At 42.3% G+C, this 16,550-nt stretch carries 17 protein-coding genes; 7 read left to right on the forward strand and 10 right to left on the reverse strand.

The window, feature by feature from the left end:
- Positions 1-66: 66 nt before the first annotated feature.
- Both HWQ58_RS32395 and HWQ58_RS32400 read right to left on the reverse strand, forming a co-directional pair.
- A complete protein-coding gene (locus tag HWQ58_RS32395; RefSeq protein ID WP_292872037.1) occupies positions 67-492 on the reverse strand; it encodes a photosystem I reaction center subunit II PsaD in 426 nt (141 codons plus the stop codon).
- A gap of 298 nt (positions 493-790) precedes the next feature.
- Positions 791-2,800 (reverse strand): DICT sensory domain-containing protein, encoded by a 2,010-nt coding sequence (locus tag HWQ58_RS32400; RefSeq protein WP_292872039.1) that lies wholly within the window; start codon positions 2,798-2,800, stop codon positions 791-793.
- A gap of 1,435 nt (positions 2,801-4,235) precedes the next feature.
- Between HWQ58_RS32400 and HWQ58_RS32405 the strand changes: the two genes are divergently transcribed.
- Positions 4,236-6,527, forward strand: coding sequence for an amylo-alpha-1,6-glucosidase (locus tag HWQ58_RS32405; RefSeq protein WP_292872041.1), 2,292 nt, complete (start codon positions 4,236-4,238; stop codon positions 6,525-6,527).
- A gap of 116 nt (positions 6,528-6,643) precedes the next feature.
- Here HWQ58_RS32405 and HWQ58_RS32410 read toward each other — a convergent pair whose 3' ends face one another.
- From HWQ58_RS32410 to HWQ58_RS32425, 4 genes are all read right to left on the reverse strand, one after another.
- The gene (locus HWQ58_RS32410; RefSeq protein WP_292872043.1) at positions 6,644-7,324 is read right to left on the reverse strand and encodes a hypothetical protein; all 681 of its coding nucleotides are present in this window, start codon (positions 7,322-7,324) and stop codon (positions 6,644-6,646) included.
- Positions 7,321-7,737: a RusA family crossover junction endodeoxyribonuclease gene (locus HWQ58_RS32415; RefSeq protein WP_292872045.1), complete on the reverse strand. Its 417-nt coding sequence runs from the start codon at positions 7,735-7,737 to the stop codon at positions 7,321-7,323. The genes HWQ58_RS32410 and HWQ58_RS32415 overlap by 4 nt, the downstream gene beginning before the upstream one ends.
- 98 nt (positions 7,738-7,835) lie before the next feature.
- Complete coding sequence (locus tag HWQ58_RS32420; RefSeq protein ID WP_292872047.1) at positions 7,836-8,132, reverse strand: hypothetical protein; 297 nt, start codon at positions 8,130-8,132, stop codon at positions 7,836-7,838.
- Positions 8,122-8,418: a BrnT family toxin gene (locus HWQ58_RS32425; protein ID WP_292872049.1), complete on the reverse strand. Its 297-nt coding sequence runs from the start codon at positions 8,416-8,418 to the stop codon at positions 8,122-8,124. The genes HWQ58_RS32420 and HWQ58_RS32425 overlap by 11 nt, the downstream gene beginning before the upstream one ends.
- A gap of 387 nt (positions 8,419-8,805) precedes the next feature.
- On the opposite strand from HWQ58_RS32425, the gene HWQ58_RS32430 reads away from it, so the two are divergent.
- The gene (locus HWQ58_RS32430) at positions 8,806-9,864 is read left to right on the forward strand and encodes a chlorophyll a/b binding light-harvesting protein (protein ID WP_292872051.1); all 1,059 of its coding nucleotides are present in this window, start codon (positions 8,806-8,808) and stop codon (positions 9,862-9,864) included.
- An 82-nt stretch (positions 9,865-9,946) separates the two neighbouring features.
- Positions 9,947-11,470, forward strand: a complete 1,524-nt coding sequence (locus HWQ58_RS32435; RefSeq protein WP_292872053.1) for a chlorophyll a/b binding light-harvesting protein — start codon at positions 9,947-9,949, stop codon at positions 11,468-11,470.
- Positions 11,471-11,633: 163 nt separating this feature from the next.
- On the opposite strand, the gene HWQ58_RS32440 is transcribed toward HWQ58_RS32435, so the two are convergent.
- Positions 11,634-11,804, reverse strand: a complete 171-nt coding sequence (locus HWQ58_RS32440; RefSeq protein ID WP_292872055.1) for a hypothetical protein — start codon at positions 11,802-11,804, stop codon at positions 11,634-11,636.
- Positions 11,805-12,011: 207 nt separating this feature from the next.
- On the opposite strand from HWQ58_RS32440, the gene HWQ58_RS32445 reads away from it, so the two are divergent.
- Complete coding sequence (locus HWQ58_RS32445; RefSeq protein WP_292872057.1) at positions 12,012-12,287, forward strand: hypothetical protein; 276 nt, start codon at positions 12,012-12,014, stop codon at positions 12,285-12,287.
- 64 nt (positions 12,288-12,351) lie between these two features.
- Positions 12,352-12,579, forward strand: coding sequence for a hypothetical protein (locus tag HWQ58_RS32450; RefSeq protein ID WP_292872059.1), 228 nt, complete (start codon positions 12,352-12,354; stop codon positions 12,577-12,579).
- A 58-nt stretch (positions 12,580-12,637) separates the two neighbouring features.
- Here HWQ58_RS32450 and HWQ58_RS32455 read toward each other — a convergent pair whose 3' ends face one another.
- The 3 genes from HWQ58_RS32455 to HWQ58_RS32465 form a co-directional block, all read right to left on the reverse strand.
- Positions 12,638-12,769 (reverse strand): hypothetical protein, encoded by a 132-nt coding sequence (locus HWQ58_RS32455; protein ID WP_292872061.1) that lies wholly within the window; start codon positions 12,767-12,769, stop codon positions 12,638-12,640.
- 172 nt (positions 12,770-12,941) lie between these two features.
- Positions 12,942-13,268: a DUF2973 domain-containing protein gene (locus HWQ58_RS32460; RefSeq protein ID WP_292872063.1), complete on the reverse strand. Its 327-nt coding sequence runs from the start codon at positions 13,266-13,268 to the stop codon at positions 12,942-12,944.
- Between the two features lie 307 nt (positions 13,269-13,575).
- Complete coding sequence (locus HWQ58_RS32465) at positions 13,576-13,893, reverse strand: DUF2605 domain-containing protein (protein ID WP_104905414.1); 318 nt, start codon at positions 13,891-13,893, stop codon at positions 13,576-13,578.
- 181 nt (positions 13,894-14,074) lie between these two features.
- Between HWQ58_RS32465 and HWQ58_RS32470 the strand changes: the two genes are divergently transcribed.
- Positions 14,075-14,320, forward strand: a complete 246-nt coding sequence (locus HWQ58_RS32470) for a hypothetical protein (protein WP_292872065.1) — start codon at positions 14,075-14,077, stop codon at positions 14,318-14,320.
- A 122-nt stretch (positions 14,321-14,442) separates the two neighbouring features.
- Complete coding sequence (gene thrS / locus HWQ58_RS32475; protein WP_292872067.1) at positions 14,443-16,278, forward strand: threonine--tRNA ligase; 1,836 nt, start codon at positions 14,443-14,445, stop codon at positions 16,276-16,278.
- Positions 16,279-16,550: the final 272 nt, after the last annotated feature.

Genomic DNA, 16,550 nt, shown 5'->3' on the forward strand with positions numbered 1-16,550 from the left:
ATGGGTAATGTGTAATTCTCTTACCATTTACCCATTACTAATTACCCATTAGCTACTAACAGCTAGTTATGGAGCGTCGTAGGTATAAACACCGCTAAACTTAAGTTTAGCGGGACTGGGGTTTTGTCCGATACGGCGGTCTACATAACGCACTTTGTCACGACCTTCGGTCACTTTTTCGGGGAAGACACCATCAGCTGGGTGAAGTAAAGTGGTTTCTCCGTTGGGTAAAATCCGGTAAATTTTGTAATCTGTAATTTTGAGTTTCCGGAGTTGTTGACCGCCCAAAAAGATGCCATATTCTTTACGAGCTATATACAGCAGGTTTTCACCTTGCCGCATAGTAGCAGCACCACCTGTAGGTAATTCAAAAACTTGCTCTTTCGGGCTAGTCCAAGTGATAGCGTACTTTTCTTCCACTGCTGCTTTACTGAGCAAGCCACCAGTGCTGCCAGCAAATAGCGGGGTTTGTCCAGAGAGTGTTTCTGCCATAAAGATTGATTCTCTCAACGTTTTTAGGGAATCCTAACACCGCAACCAGGATCATATTGTGATCGCGTCATAGACTGTAACAGTTTTTAGTCATTTGTCCTTTGTCATTTGTCATTTGTCATTTGTCCAAAGTCCAATTGTTAAAATTTAATGCCCCATGACGGCAGTTGCTCCACTTGGGGAAACCCCAGACGCTCGATGACTCGCTACCGCTTCGCTATCGCCCTTGGCGTCTCCCCTTGGGAAAAGACTGCACTGCTTCCCCCATGCTCAATGCCCAATGACAAAGGACTAATACCTATTTACTCTTGACTTTTGTCCGCTTTTCCTCTTGGCTAGTCCGAACAATCGGGATGGTGAAGTGAAACTGACTACCCTGGTCTTTGCCAGCTGACTCTGCCCAAATTTCCCCACCCCAGCCATTCACAATTTGACGGCAAATTGCTAAACCAAGTCCAGTCCCGCCAGTGGTGCGGCGCAGTGCTCCCTCTTCTTGATAGAAGCGGTCAAAAACTACTTCTAAACGGTTTGGTTCAATGCCACGTCCAGTGTCAGCGACAGTCACCTCGACCATCTGACGGCTGTTGTAAATCGCTTTAATCGTGATTTCTCCTTGGGGTGGCGTAAATTTCAAAGCATTGTCCATGAGTTTTGCCAGTACCTCGACTAGCCAATCACCGTCAGCTCTGACCAAAGGTAGGTTTTCGGCAATTTGAGTCTTAATTTGGGGCGGCTTTTCCATTGAGGAACGCGTGCGATTTCGGCTGAGTGCTAAATCCACACATTCTTGTAAGGTGAGGGATTCTGGATGCCATTCCACCCGGCCGCTTTCCAAGTTGGAAAGTGTAAGAAAATCTTGTACCAGTTTTCGCATCCGTTCCGAGTCGGAAAGAGCGGTGTTGAGCATGACCTGCTGCAACTCTAAGGGCATATCCGGTTCGCTAGCGAGACTTTCCAGGCACACTTGAATTGTGGATAGGGGGGTACGCAATTCGTGTCCGGTGATGGCTATGAGGTTGCTGCGGGTGCGGTCTAGGGCTTCTAGCTGCTGGTTAAGTTCTTCTAGGTTAGCGTAAGCTTCCGCTTGGATAAGAGCTGCTCCTACTTGGGTAGCGATCGCTTCTACCAAATCCAATTCTCCAGGTTGGCACTCGTGCGGTGGCATCCGGCAGTAATGTAACTCTACAATCCCCAATAATCGCCCCTGATAGAATACTGGTTCCATCAGCCAAGAACGAATGGCAAACTTTTTGGCAATCGTGGAAAGTCCTGACGATTTGGTAACGCGAGGGTCACTCAGCGTATCGCTGACACAAACACCTTCGCCTTGTTCCACTATGTCCCGAAATAGAGAATTTTTTTCTAACTCCCAGGTTTGCCCACAAACAGATAAAACACCAGGGGTCAAAAACTCGTGTTCAATTATCGCTTGGCTATCTGTGGCTTGAGCGCGGTAAATTAAACAGCGACAAGCTTCTAGGTGTTGCCCTAATTCTTGTGCCGCCACTTGGAGAACTTCGTGAGGATCGAGCGATCGCCGAATGGCAGTACTAATTGAGTTGACTAATCGTTCTTTTCGTGCTTGGGCAGCAAGAGAACGGTAAGCTTTGTGCAATTTGTACTGACTAGCTTGCAAATAAGTTACTAAGCGCTGCACAAAGGGATCTGTATCAATGTCACAGGCATATTCATTGTACTGTTCGGCTCCAGAGTGGTTTCGCGGCTCCCCGATGCCAAACCTCTGACGTGCCTGTTGAATTTTATTTGTCAATTCTGGTCTGTAAACCAAAACTCTATCTAACAGCAATTCGGCTGCTTTGAGGCTAACTCCCCTTTCTGATGTCCAAATTCCCTCAAATCTTCGGGCTGTGTCTATATCCAGATTAGGGCTTAGTTCCGGTAGTTGCTTGTTTTTAGCAAGAGAACCAAGGTTTTCTCGGCAAACCAGACAAGTAGCATAATTGTCAGCGATCACTACCAAATGCCACTCCTGACTTAAGCCATCCGTTGGCTCAAAAGCCACTTTTTCATACTGTTCCGAACTGTTGGTGAAATCCGTTTCTGGAGCAGATAATACGTATATTTGGTTACTCCGCAAGGCTAGTCGCAGGTAGCGATGAGCTTCTTGGCGGTAGAATCGCTCTCGCTGGAAACTAGCAATTACAAGGGGTTGTGCTAAAGTCGCAGCCAAAACTTGATCTTCCATCGCGTGGGAGAGCGCCGTTAGTGAAGCCTTAAAATATAGCTGGGGCCGCAAGTAGGGTAGGGACTTTAGCAGATCACTCAGCACAGAAGTCGAAATGCTCATGAATTATTGTTAAACGCTCAACCTCGATCAGATCCACGTCACAGCTGCATTGTACAAATTCCAAGGGACTCTCAAGTTAAATAGACAGCTGCAATATGTAAAGAACGCTAAAAAGCGCTTTTCGCCAAAGCAGTCGCAACATTTTGTTACCAACTAAGTGGCGTGGGTACACTTGATTTGTTGATTGACCAAGAAAGGGGTGTAAGGGTGTAAGGGTGTAGGGTCAAACAGAGGATCATTCTTTGTTGTACACCCCACAATAGGAGCTATTTGGGTTCAGAGCCAACACCAAATTTACTTGTTTTGTGGTCTTTAATTTAGTAGTGGGTTCAGAGCCAATACTAATTATTTCCCCTACACCCCCATACCCTTACACCCTTACACCCCTAGTTTTTGACAACCTATTACGCCCAATATACATTCTCGACAACTGATGCTTTTGCTTGCACAGATAAAATCTTTCAGGAGTAAGTAATAAAATATTAATTATTGTATGGTTTTAACTACTGTGTTCGCTAATAACCACAGACGATCAATTTATAGTCCATGCATCGGCAAAATAGCCTGTCGTAGACATCGCCTACTTTGCCGACGTTGATTTATGCTTGCTAAAGAAATTTTCTTACCCAAAAATCATGACTGTGACATTCACATAACTTAATCAATAATTAGTAATTAAACTTAATCAATTAATTAATTAATTATCATAAATTAGTCTAATCAAATACCAAAGATATTTAAGACAAAATCGTATTCTAGTAAAGAATAAATTTTCTCTATGTCCAACAAAAACCGTAAGCTTCACATTTTCACTGAGTATACTATATACCTTGTGTCTTTGAAAGTTCAACGGCTAATAAATTATCTCAAAACCCTCAGTTTTCAGTCTTGACCTCACACTTATAAAATATAAATTTATCGACAAAGGCAGTTCTTGCTGAGGGGAGTCTGCCTCCTGCCTCCTTCAATAAGATTTGCTTATGCTTATATGGATATGAGCGCTGCTATTTTGTCAGCAATATGTCAGGATTATTTTGGCTCGAATAGCTCAAACGAGTTTTAAAGAGCGTCTTTTTTCGGAAGTTGTGAGGATGAACAAGAAGCAGAGAGGATGGGGCAAAGAGAAAACCGCATATTTACAGAGGTTTTCAGGTATTTAGACCAAGACTAAGACAAAAAGTAGGGAGTAGTGTAGTTCAATTACTTGAAAAGCGCTGTAAAAGCAGGGCAAGATTGCTGATCTGACTTTGCACTTTCTGTCTGTCTACGATACGCTGTCCTTTATTTAAACTACGTGTCTCGACACAAATCTTTCTTTTTGCGACGCTCTGTCTCAAAGCAAAAGGGTATTTCTTCTTTACCCTCTGCCTCTTGGGTAAGAGACTTCTACTCAAAAGACCACAAAAATATAGACCTGTACACGGAACTTTGTCTAATGACACCGGATACGCTAATCACCCCAGAAAAAATTTTTCTGGATGGAAAAACTTTTATTCCTGCCGAACAATTACCGATTCCGGAGTGGCCTTGTGTTGTGGCTGAAAGATCGCAACCGACACTAACGGTTAAAGATGATGATTTATTTTTTGTGACAGATACTATCGGGAATATTTCTGGCTGTTCCCTCAACGATGGCAATCCCAGTATGGGACTGTTTTGTTGTGATACGAGATTTCTCAATCGCTTGGAGTTACAAATTGAAGGGCGATCGCCTGTACTCCTCAGTAGTACTGCTGAAAAAGGGTTTTCACTCTCAGTTTTGTGTACCAATCCCAGAATTGACGATCGCCTAAAAGCCGAAACTGTAGGAATTCGCCGAGAAATCGTGCTAAATGGAGCATTATTTGAAGAAATAGAAGTATCTAACTACAGCACAACTACTGTCAATTTTGAACTAACCATCAGCTTTGATGCGGATTTTCTTGATTTATTTGAAGTCCGGGGCTATGACAGACAAAAACGAGGTCGGCTTTTACGCCTAGTAGAACCGACGACTGAGGAAGGAACATCTTCTCACATCGATGGTGTTGCACCAGTACCTAAAGAGCCATCTGTCTATAGAGAAGAATCCTTAACACTCGCCTATCAAGGTTTGGACGGCTCAGTGATGGAATCCCGGATTCTATTCCAGCATCACCAACCAGACTATTTCAAAGGTTACACTGCGGTTTGGCAGCTTGAGTTGGCTTCTCACGAAACTCAAAAGCTGGGCTACCGAGTGAATATGTTGAGGAATAACCAGTCCAGTTCAACCGTGAGCGCCGCCACCACATTAGGACAGGCAAAAGCTGCTGAGTGGATGGAGGAGCAACACTGGGTACAACAAATTACCCGCATTAGCTCAGATAAGAGTACCTTCAATCGGGTGATTCAGCGGGCTGAACAAGATATGTATTTGTTGCGCCAGTCTTTTGGTAAGCATAAGACTGTTTCTGCTGGAGTACCTTGGTTTTCAACATTATTTGGGCGAGATTCGCTGATTACAGCTTCTCAAAGCCTGATGTTAAATTCACAAATAGCTAAGGAAACTCTGATATTATTGGCGACATACCAAGGTAAAATTGACGACGAATGGCGCGAAGAAGAACCGGGTAAGATTTTGCACGAGTTACGTTTGGGAGAAATGGCTCGTTGTCAAGAAATTCCCCATACACCTTACTACGGTACAGTTGATGCCACTCCCTTGTGGCTGCTGCTCTATGCCGAACATTATGCTTGGACTCACGATCAAGAACTCCTAGAGCAACTTTGGCCAAATGCTCTAGCTGCAATGGAGTGGATTGATCGCAATACCAAAGAAACCAGCTACCTCAGCTACTTCCGTAGATCCAAACGCGGTCTTGTTAACCAAGGTTGGAAAGATTCCGGCGACTGTATTGTAGACCGTAAGGGAGAATTAGCCAACGGCCCAATTGCCCTCTGTGAGGTGCAAGCTTACGTCTATGCTGCAAAAATGCGTCTAGCAGAAATAGCTAGGATGAAAAAGCGGCTTGATTTGGCAGACCGTTGGCAAGAGGAGGCCAGAAATCTTAAGGTTCGTTTTAATCGAGATTTTTGGGTAGAAGATCAAGATTTCTGCGCTCTGGCTTTGGATGGAGATGGCAAGCCAGTAGACAGTATTACCTCAAATCCTGGTCATTGTCTACATTTGGGACTCTTCACAGACGAAAAAGCTCATAGTGTCGCAGAACGGTTGCGGGCACCAGATATGTTTAATGGTTGGGGTATTCGGACTCTAAGTAGTTTGTCACCCGCTTATAATCCGATGGGTTATCACATTGGTTCAGTTTGGCCCCATGATAACGCTCTGATTGCAATGGGATTGCGATCGCTCGGTCTTATCGATCAAGCCCTAGAAATATTCCAAGGTTTATTCGATATGACTCAGCAGCAACCCTATCAACGTCCTCCAGAACTTTTCTGCGGCTACGAACGGAACGGTGATAATGCCCCTGTGCAGTATCCAGTTGCCTGCACTCCCCAAGCTTGGGCTACTGGTAGTATTTTCCAACTACTGCAAATGATGGTCAACTTGGTGCCTGACGCTCAAAATAACTGCTTGCGAATAATCGACCCGGCTTTGCCAGAATCGATTAATCGCCTATCATTTCATAATTTGCGAGTCGGCCCCACCATCCTCGATTTGGAATTTGAGCGTTCTGGGACTACGACTGCTTGTCGCGTTGCAAGAAAACGGGGTAATTTACGGGTAGTTATTGAAGCATAGGAAGAGAGTAGGGAGTAGGAAATTCACCACTCCCTATTTTAGGCTGATATGCTTGGTGCGTAGGCATAGCCCGTCGTAGACATCGCGCAGTGCCATCCACTCCAACCACCGCAGTGTTAGCCTGCTTCATCGCCAGTGTGTAAAGTTCTCAAGAGTTGTTCTGTAAGCTCGATCAATTCATATACAGAATTTTGCGTAATTTGTGTAGTTTTGAAGCCATGAGCAATAGGATTACGTAATAAGAGTGCATTCATTAGTAACTGATACTCAGATTTTGAAATTACACCTTCAATTGCTAATTGCTTCACTAAGTAGAGTGGATCAAATCTTTGTAAACTTAGCTCTTCCTTTTGGGCAATAAGTCTCAAAGTTGCTTCTACCAAAGACCAAGAATATAAGATAGCTGATTCTGGATGTTGCGTTGTAAGTTGCTTTGCTACTTGCAACTGTGATTCTATTTCATGTTCTTGAAGAGAACCCTCTGCTTTCAGAGAATACATTATATCCTCTGGGTTGGTCATTACTAATTCAAATCTCCAACCAGGATGTTTTTCTACCGCTTGAGCTAAATTACGTAAGTCTTGATTAGAAGAAGAGTTAAGTGAGGAGCGTGACTTGACTTCAATAACTACATTTTCTTCTCCCCGATGTACTATCATGTCAGGGCGATAGTTATTAAGGAAGTCAGGCAAGTCTTCTGGATTTGGATGAAAAAAAACTTCGTAACCCTTCTGGCGATACTCCTCTGCTAGTTTCAGCAATCGCTCTCTTTCTAAGTTTGTGGTTGAAGTTGTCATAAAATAACTACCTCCTGGTTAGGAGCATCAATTACGACAATATGTAAGAACTCATTGCCACGAGCAAAGCCTTCCGCCAATGTCGGGGTCATGTCTTCTATTCTAAAGTTACCTAACAAATTCCTCTTTCTAACTAGGAGATCGCTAACTTGACGATCATCGACGTAGGCTAGTTTTTTTATTGCATCTTGAATAGGCTTCACTATATTGTCTACATCCATTTGATCAGAATCATAAAAATAGGTTATTTGGAGCATAACCCACCCAGTAGCTGTTTTTTGTTCGGAAGACCAGTATTTTTCAGCCTCTTGTCGCACTGTCTTTTTCCAATCTTCAAGCCGATTATCCTTACCACGCTTACGAGTCTGTTGTGATATTGGTGGCCCATCTACTATGAACTCAAATCTGGTCAATGCACTTCTAAATAATAGATCATAGGTTATTTTATGTTACTAACCTTGAATACAAGCAGATAACTCCCGCTACTCATGACAGAGGAATACTGCCGTTACTAACTGTTGCTGCTTGGCGCAATAGCTTCGCTGAGTGCTTCACGAATTATCTCATCACTCACACCATGCCGTTTCAAGCTGGCAATCAATGTAGAAATAGTATCACCCTCAAGTCGCTCAAGATCAGCTCGGAGTCCTTGTCCGATGTAAGCACGAACTAATGGCTGATAACCAGAAAACCCTAACAATGGTGCTACTCTCTTCAAATCCTCAATCACATCTTCGGGAATACGAATTGTAATTGTTGTCATTGGACGATTTTTATCGAGTCGCTTTCTTAAATCTTCAGCTTTCATAGTATTCACGTTCCTTGCGCGTCGCTTTCCGAGCCGATATGAGCCTAATCATGTCGTTTTCACGCTCAATATAGACGACGTACAGAAGATTCCATCGTCTGTCCAAGCCAATCACAGCATCTCGCTCCTCATCATTGCCGCTTGGATCAACCACTACTAGAAACGGAGCGAAGAAAGCTTCTACGGCTTGCTGAAATGTTATGTCGGCATGATTACTGGGATTAATCCGAGCTTTCTCCTCGTTCCAAACGAAGGTGACACCATTAAGCACGAAAAACACATCCATTCCTCATAGTTTAGGCAAGATGTATTTACGTTGTCAATACGCTTTTTTGTAAAAGTTTACAATTACAATTCAAGACTGAATCTTGATGTGTGCCAGAACCTTGCAATGCTTACTGTTTCTTGTCTTCCTCAACCCAATAAATAATACGATAGGCAGTTTAAGCACTATTACTTATTGACAAATTATCCATGATGTCAGATTTGACTGATAGGGTTAGGGGAATCTTCCAGAGTCAAATATCACCAACACCGAACCTATTGAGGTGTAAGTAATTTTTCATTTGCATTCAAAATTATTAATGAGACTTTCTTTCATTAATTTAGATTTTAGTGTAGACTCTTTTTTAATAACTATTGAGTAAGATTCTCAATAGGAAATAGATGTAAAATGACAATTTCTACAAGTCCGCTGTCGGTGGAGCAAGACCTTACTGACTCGCCTTGGTGGGCAGGTAACGCCCGACTCACCAGCTTATCAGGGAAATTACTAGGCGCTCACGTCGCTCATTCTGGTCTGATCGTTTTCTGGGCAGGAGCTATGACTTTATTTGAGCTAGCCCACTTTAATCCAGCAGAACCGATGTACTCGCAAGGCTTAATTTTGTTACCTCACTTAGCTACACAAGGTTGGGGTGTAGGTGCAGAGGGTGTAGTTTTGGATACTTATCCCTACTTTGTAATTGGAGCTTTGCATCTAATTTCCTCAGCCTTTTTGGGTTTCGGAGGAATCTTTCATTCCCTACGTGGCCCGGAAAAATTGGAAGGTAGAGTTCCTTTCTTTGGCTACGACTGGTCAGACACGGGTAAAATGACCACAATCCTTGGTATTCACCTGGTTTTACTGGGTTGTGGTGCATTCTTGTTAGTTGCCAAAGCAATGTACTTTGGGGGTTTGTACGACCCAAATGTTGAAAATGTGCGGGTAATTACAAATCCGACATTAAACCCAGCCGTCATTTTTGGTTATCTGTTTGGCGCAATTAGGAAATTCTGGATCGCTGGCGTTGACAACCTAGAAGACGTGGTTGGTGGACATATTTGGGTTGGTGCAATGTTGATTATTGGTGGACTTTTCCACATAGCTACTAAGCCCTTTACCTGGACGCATCCACTATTTGTTTGGTCTGGAGAAGCTTACCTTTCTTACAGTCTGGGCGCTTTGGCACTGATGGGTTTTATTGCAACTCTGTTTGTATCGGTAAACACCACTGTTTATCCTGAAGTTTTTTATGGACCGGCGCTTGTAGTTAGACAGAATATCGTGCCGTACTTTTCATCACCTGACCCTGACCTTGTAACTGCTCGGACTTGGTTAGCTAATGCCCATTTTTGGTTAGCTTTCTTCTTTCTCCAAGGTCATATCTGGCACGCCTTGCGGGCACGTGGGTTCGATTTTCGCAAGGGTAGGGTGAGTCAGGAGGCGGTAATTCCGCAACCAATTATCTAAATTCAATTTAATGCAATATGTTTGCAATTATCTTGAATATAAGCTCAACAAAATTGCTAAAAATTCTCAAGGAGTACTAGAAATGACAGCAGTAATTGAAGATAGCCCATATAAGCAACAGATACCTGATGTTGGTTGGTGGGCTGGTAACTTTCGTCTCACTAATTTATCAGGAAAATTACTAGGCGCTCATGTTGCCCATTCTGCATTGATTTTGTTATGGGCTGGAGGGATGACACTGTTTGAACTGTCGCGCTTCAACCCTAATGAACCAATGTATGAGCAAGGGTTAATCATACTGCCTCATCTAGCGACTCTAGGTTTGGGTGTCGGTGCTGGTGGGCAAGTTATTAATACCTATCCCTACTTTGTAATCAGCGTTTTACATCTGATACCTTCAGTGATTCTGGCTGCTGGTGGTCTTTATCACTCTCTGCTGGGGCCAGAGGTGTTAGAAGATAATCCCACTTGGGCTGGCTTTTTTGGCTACGACTGGAAAGATAAGGACAAGATGACTACCATCTTGGGCATTCACTTAACGCTTTTAGGTTTGGGTGCTTTGGCTTTAGTTGCCAAGGCGATGTTTTGGGGTGGACTGTTTGACCCTTGGGCTGCTGGCGGTGGAGATGTCAGGGTAATCAATCATCCGACACTTAACCCATTCCGCATCTTTGGCTACCTATTTGGGGCTTGGGGACCAGAGGGATTGGCTGCTGTTGATAACTTGGAAGATGTTGTTGGCGGTCACATCTGGGTTGGTTTGATGTTAATTGGCGGTGGTATTTTCCACATCTTGACTAAGCCATTTGCTTGGGCACGCCGAGTTTTGATTTACTCAGGGGAAGCGTATTTATCTTACAGCATTGGTGCTGTAGCATACATGGGCTTTTTAGCAGCATATTTTGCATCAGTCAATAACACTGTTTATCCCGAAGTTTTTTATGGCCCAGTTAGAGCTATAGAAACTTCTGCTGGTATAGTTTCTGCTCGTGGTTGGTTGGTAACTTTCCATTTTGTCCTTGCGCTCATATTTCTGTTAGGTCACATTTGGCACGCTCTCCGCGCTCGTGCGATCGCAGGCGGATTTGATTTTAAAAATGGTGATATGGTTCAGCCTCCACGGGTAGAGCGCCAAACGAGTAATCAGGTAAGTGCAGTCAATTCTTCTGATCTGACGCTGAAGTTTCTCAAATACTTGCCAATTTACCGCCCCGGTATATCTCCTTTGTGGCGGGGATTAGAAATTGGCATGGCTCATGGTTACTGGCTAGTTGGCCCCTTTGCGACATTAGGTTCATTAGGTTTATTACGCAATTCTAATGTGGGCAGCTTGGTTGGTTTATTAGCCACAGGCAGTTTGATTATCATCCTGACAATTGGTTTTTCGCTTTATGGCACTACTAGCTACGAAAGACAACAGGAAATCTATTCACGCTCGGTTTCGGTTGCAACAGTTGCTAAAGTGCCACAGAGTATCAATACTGTCGCCGAATGGAGTCAATTTACTGAGGGCTTTTTGATTGGTGGAATTGGTGGAGCAATCTTCGCTTATCTGCTATTGACTAGTGTTGCTTTATTCGGTGCGATCGCAATCAACTCGATTTAATCATCTAGTGATTTAGTACCCATGATGTAAAGACGTAGCATTCTACGTCTTTACAAGAAATTAGAGCAAGATTTAGATTGCTCGTCGCCTCACTCTTTGTTTAAACGGCTACACCTGCCGAGCTATTTTATACCTTCAATGGTTTGTGGTAGCACTGACGATATCATCGTACGCCAGGTTCTGCAAGGATGGCTACCTTATTTAATGAAAGGCGATCGCTATTAGGAATGTCAACAAGGACAGCATTTTTTTCGCTTCTTTCAACCGACTTTTGTCGCAAAATAGATTTTTGATTTCTGGCAATCTCCACATCACTCAGATTCCGTTTATTCAAGTCTAAAAGTTTCAGCTATCTCCAGGCATTCTTAGCGCTCATTACGTCAAGTTAATAATTAGATTCCTTAGGTAATGACATATTGATTTATGTCTACCTACTGACTCAATTAATTTAGTTTCACTCAACATCAGCTAAATAATATTTCATGCCTGCCGTTGAAAGCAGTTGACTGCGGGCATTTTTTTCTAATTAGGAGGATAACTTATGCTAGCTACAATTTTTTGCGCTTCATTTGCTTGGGCTACTTTGATTTTCTTTATTTTGAGTATCTGGTTTACCTTAAAACAAGGGATAAATCATTTAAAAAAGCTACATCAAATTCCTTGTCATGCTTGTGAATATTTCACTAACGACCATCGCCTTAAGTGTACTGTACATCCAATGAAAGCTTGTTCTGAGGAAGCGTTCGGCTGTCTTGACTTTGAACCTCAAACTTCTTTTTGTAATGCTTGTCAAAAGGGTCGGCGAAAGCTTTGTTAAAATTTTCCAATTAGATAATTTCTAAACCGTAATACTCTAAATACTTATGAACTGACAATCTGATTTGCCATCCGAACTATGCGATTTTCTATATCCTCGTAGTTCATATTATGGGCAATTTAAACCAGAGTATCTAATATTTAACGCTAATCTTCAAGATTTTTCTCAATGGGTAAACTACATTTGTAGCCTCCAAACTAGTGCTAAACTTTCCCCAGAAGAGGCTTATAAACAAATTCACATCCTCTGGAGACAGTTGAAAAATGCGAAAAAAGAATTGAAAATTCGTTAAATAGAAACAGTATTATCCTTAAGTCGCTCAAGATTATTTTTGAGTCTTTGATTTCGATCTAAGCACTGACTAATGGCTGATAACCAGAAAATACTAACAACAGTGCTACTCGTTTCAAATCCTCAATCACATCTTCAAGAATGAAAATTGTATCTGCTTGCGATCGCAGTCCTTGTAATGATGAGTTCAATCGTCCACAAATTAAGTATTTTTAACAAAATGCAATAAATCTACATTCACTGGATTGATATGGAAATAAATTTCTGCTAATCAAAGGGTTAAGGATGTAAAAACAACAATAATTTACACCCAAACTACTAACAGACGCGATTAATCGCGTCTCTACTTCTAACCTTTATTTGTTATGCTTCTTCGGAATTTTCTCTCTTATGTCCTGGAGATGCTTCGTAAAGTGCATCGAGATGTTGACGCGCATCTTCAACGTTAATTGAACGCATTACCAAAAGTGGCTCTTTAATTAAGTTACCCGCGCTATCTAATAACTCTGGATGGGGTACAAACTGTTTCTTTGATGAATAATAACCATTGCCTTGGTTATTCATTGATGAGGAATTTGTCGGGTAAGTTCGCTCCCGATCAAAACTGAACATAATCAGGTTACGAATTAAGTTGCCAACAGCTATAAATGCAAGGATTGTAAAAGCAAGAATGTAAAGCAGATGTAACATTGTATTTTCCTCCAGAACAGTAATTTTAAAACTTTATTTTGTAACATTTTGTTTCGTCGATACTATGACTCACAGTTAAGACGAACATTCTCCGCACTTTTCATGCACTTACATTTATATGGAGCTATTTGTCAACCGTTATTTTACTTAACGGTAGCATATGATACATTCTTTTGTTAATCCTGGTAATGTTAAGAAATTGTTAAGAGTTTTATACTATCTTTTTAACGATTGATTTACCATCTTGTCTAGACGCTTCCTTGGCTGGTCAAAAGATATCACTAAGTAGTTTGTCGAAATTGAGCACTTAGACTTCACGTCCTTGACGAAAACGCATTGCAACATTCCAGCATTCTGTTACTAATTCATGCCAAGGCATTAACGTTGCCATATCAATGCCGACTTGTTTATCAGTGGCATTAAATAGCATCTTCGCCGTATTTAGTTCATCCTGCGCTTGCTTGACCCGTAAGAGCAAGTCAGATTGCTCTTGGTGACTCATAAATGATAGTTCCTCAGTTTCGAGTAAATGGCGCGATCGCGTAAACCAATGCTGAAAATCTTCCAGCAGCGGATCTAAAACCGTTTTCAGCAACTCTGTCCCTGGTAAATTTGAGTCTGGCATAAATAAGAGGTATATTTCAAACTTGCTTACTAATATTAACGTTATTTACGTTTCTTAACACTTTTTTGGTTTTTCTCATAATTTCCAGATGTAAAAATTTGTAACAAAGAGTACAAAATTTATTATATAGTCTTGATATCTGGTTTGTACAGTGCCTTTGGAGAGACGACTATAGGTATATATGACATCAAGTTGCAATTCATCAGATAATTTAGCGATCGCAGGCAATCCTGAATTTGACACTCAGCTAAAAAAGCAAAAATTTATCTTTATCTCTGGATTGAAGAAGAATTCAGGACTCAGAATCAAAATAGTGGGGAATTCAAACCCGCCACCTAGAAACACCATTAAAGAAAATATATTTAGCGGAGTCTTAAACCCCTTTATTTATTACGCTAGTCGAATTCAAATTTATTCTGACTTCTGACTATTGTGAATTCTTTGTTGATAAAGCTTAACTGGCAAAAACCAAAGTCGTTATAGTTGAATAAGCCTACAGATTTAGATAAATCACCTTTTGTAATCATTTCGCCAACGGTTCAGCAGCCAATGTCGCTAAAATCATCGAATCAGTCCGAACAGTCAGAACAAGTTGAAAAAATTTATTTACCGCGTACCAGCGAATCGGAGAACTTAAAAAAGATTCGCCACACTGCTTCCCATGTTATGGCAATGGCAGTACAAAAGCTGTTTCCCAAGGCACAAGTTACAATCGGCCCTTGGATTGAAAACGGTTTTTACTACGACTTCGATAATCCAGAACCATTTAGCGAAAACGATCTCAAAGCCATCAAGAAAGAGATGGCGAAGATTATCAATCGCAAGTTGGCAGTAATTCGGGAAGAAGTCAGCCGCGAAGAAGCCGAACGCCGGATTCAGGAAATTAAGGAACCTTACAAGCTAGAAATCCTGGGAGATATTAAAGAGGAACCAATCACGATTTACCACGTGGGGAATGAATGGTGGGATTTGTGTGCGGGGCCTCATCTGGAAAATCTCAGTGAATTAAACCCGAAAGCAATTGAACTAGAAAGCGTTGCTGGCGCTTATTGGCGTGGAGATGAAACTAAAGCCCAACTACAACGCATCTATGCCACCGCCTGGGAAAGTCCAGAACAACTCGCTGAATATAAGCGACGCAAAGAAGAAGCGCTGCGGCGAGATCACCGGAAACTGGGTAAGGAACTGGGATTATTTATATTTTCCGACCAAGTGGGACCGGGTTTACCTTTATGGACACCCAAAGGCACTTTGTTGCGGAGTACTTTAGAAGACTTCCTCAAGCAAGAACAGATCAAACGTGGCTACCAGCAGGTTGTCACCCCTCACATTGGGAGAGTGGATTTATTTAAAACCTCTGGACACTGGCAGAAATATAAAGACGATCTGTTCCCGATGATGGCAGAAAATGAGGAAGCTGTTGCACAGGAACAAGGCTTTGTTCTCAAAGCCATGAATTGCCCCTTTCACATCCAAATATATAAGAGTGAGTTGCGTTCCTATCGGGAACTACCGATGCGGCTAGCAGAATTTGGTACTGTTTACCGCTACGAACAATCAGGGGAACTGGGCGGTTTAACACGGGTGCGGGGTTTCACTCAAGATGATGCCCATATATTTGTCACCCCAGAACAGTTAGACAGCGAATTCCTCAAGGTAGTCGATCTAATATTGTCAGTAATTAAGACTTTGCAATTGGGGAATTTCAAAGCACGACTGAGTTTCCGCGATCCAGCTAGTGATAAATACATTGGTTCCGATGAAGCTTGGAACCAGGCTGAGAATGCTATTCGCCGTGCAGTTGAAACCTTGGGGATGGAGCATTTTGAAGGGATTGGAGAAGCAGCTTTCTACGGGCCCAAACTAGATTTTATTGTTAGTGATGCCCTAGAACGGGAGTGGCAATTAGGAACTGTACAAGTAGATTACAATTTGCCAGAACGCTTTGATTTAGAGTACGTTGCCGAAGATGGTGTTCGCAAACGCCCAGTGATGATTCACCGTGCGCCTTTTGGTTCGCTGGAACGGCTAATTGGGATTTTAATTGAAGAATATGCAGGTGATTTCCCTTTGTGGTTAGCGCCGGTGCAAGCTAGATTACTTCCAGTGGGTGATACACAGCTAGACTTTGCTAAAGATGTGGTGACGAAAATGAAAGCGTTAGGCATCCGTGCAGAAGTTGATACCAGTGGCGATCGCTTGGGTAAACAGATTCGCAATGCAGAGAAAGAAAAAATACCCGTGATGGCTGTGGTAGGAGCTAAGGAAGTGGAAACCAACACCTTGAGTATCCGTACCCGCGCCTCTGGGGAATTGGGAGTTATACCTGTCGATGAGGTAGTGGATAAGATGAAGGATGCGATCGCTAAGTTCGAGAATTTCTAAAATCTAACCGCAGACGCACACTAATCACAATTAGTGTGCGTTTTGTTTAGTAGGGCACTGAGGCTGATTGTGATCCGATCATCGGCTAGCTGGTAGGTTTTGGCAAAGGTGTGATGTCTATGACGAGCTTCTCTACCAGACGCTACGCTAACGCTTACGTAACGTATTTAATATCAAAGACTCATTAATGGAGTTCAAAGGCTCATTAACGGAGTTTAAAGACTCATTAATGGAGTTCAAAGACTCATTAATGGAGTTCAAAGACTCATTAA

The organism is Nostoc sp. LPT (assembly GCF_017115165.1).
Taxonomy (GTDB): domain Bacteria; phylum Cyanobacteriota; class Cyanobacteriia; order Cyanobacteriales; family Nostocaceae; genus Nostoc.

What these genes read in the sequence shown, in the direction of transcription:
- HWQ58_RS32395 (WP_292872037.1), bottom strand. Translation starts at nt 492, where the DNA reads ATGGCAGAAACACTCTCTGGACAAACCCCGCTATTTGCTGGCAGCACT.
- HWQ58_RS32400 (WP_292872039.1), bottom strand. Translation starts at nt 2,800, where the DNA reads ATGAGCATTTCGACTTCTGTGCTGAGTGATCTGCTAAAGTCCCTACCC.
- HWQ58_RS32405 (WP_292872041.1), top strand. Translation starts at nt 4,236, where the DNA reads ATGACACCGGATACGCTAATCACCCCAGAAAAAATTTTTCTGGATGGA.
- HWQ58_RS32410 (WP_292872043.1), bottom strand. Translation starts at nt 7,324, where the DNA reads ATGACAACTTCAACCACAAACTTAGAAAGAGAGCGATTGCTGAAACTA.
- HWQ58_RS32420 (WP_292872047.1), bottom strand. Translation starts at nt 8,132, where the DNA reads ATGAAAGCTGAAGATTTAAGAAAGCGACTCGATAAAAATCGTCCAATG.
- HWQ58_RS32425 (WP_292872049.1), bottom strand. Translation starts at nt 8,418, where the DNA reads ATGGATGTGTTTTTCGTGCTTAATGGTGTCACCTTCGTTTGGAACGAG.
- HWQ58_RS32430 (WP_292872051.1), top strand. Translation starts at nt 8,806, where the DNA reads ATGACAATTTCTACAAGTCCGCTGTCGGTGGAGCAAGACCTTACTGAC.
- HWQ58_RS32435 (WP_292872053.1), top strand. Translation starts at nt 9,947, where the DNA reads ATGACAGCAGTAATTGAAGATAGCCCATATAAGCAACAGATACCTGAT.
- HWQ58_RS32445 (WP_292872057.1), top strand. Translation starts at nt 12,012, where the DNA reads ATGCTAGCTACAATTTTTTGCGCTTCATTTGCTTGGGCTACTTTGATT.
- HWQ58_RS32460 (WP_292872063.1), bottom strand. Translation starts at nt 13,268, where the DNA reads ATGTTACATCTGCTTTACATTCTTGCTTTTACAATCCTTGCATTTATA.
- HWQ58_RS32465 (WP_104905414.1), bottom strand. Translation starts at nt 13,893, where the DNA reads ATGCCAGACTCAAATTTACCAGGGACAGAGTTGCTGAAAACGGTTTTA.
- HWQ58_RS32470 (WP_292872065.1), top strand. Translation starts at nt 14,075, where the DNA reads ATGACATCAAGTTGCAATTCATCAGATAATTTAGCGATCGCAGGCAAT.
- thrS (WP_292872067.1), top strand. Translation starts at nt 14,443, where the DNA reads ATGTCGCTAAAATCATCGAATCAGTCCGAACAGTCAGAACAAGTTGAA.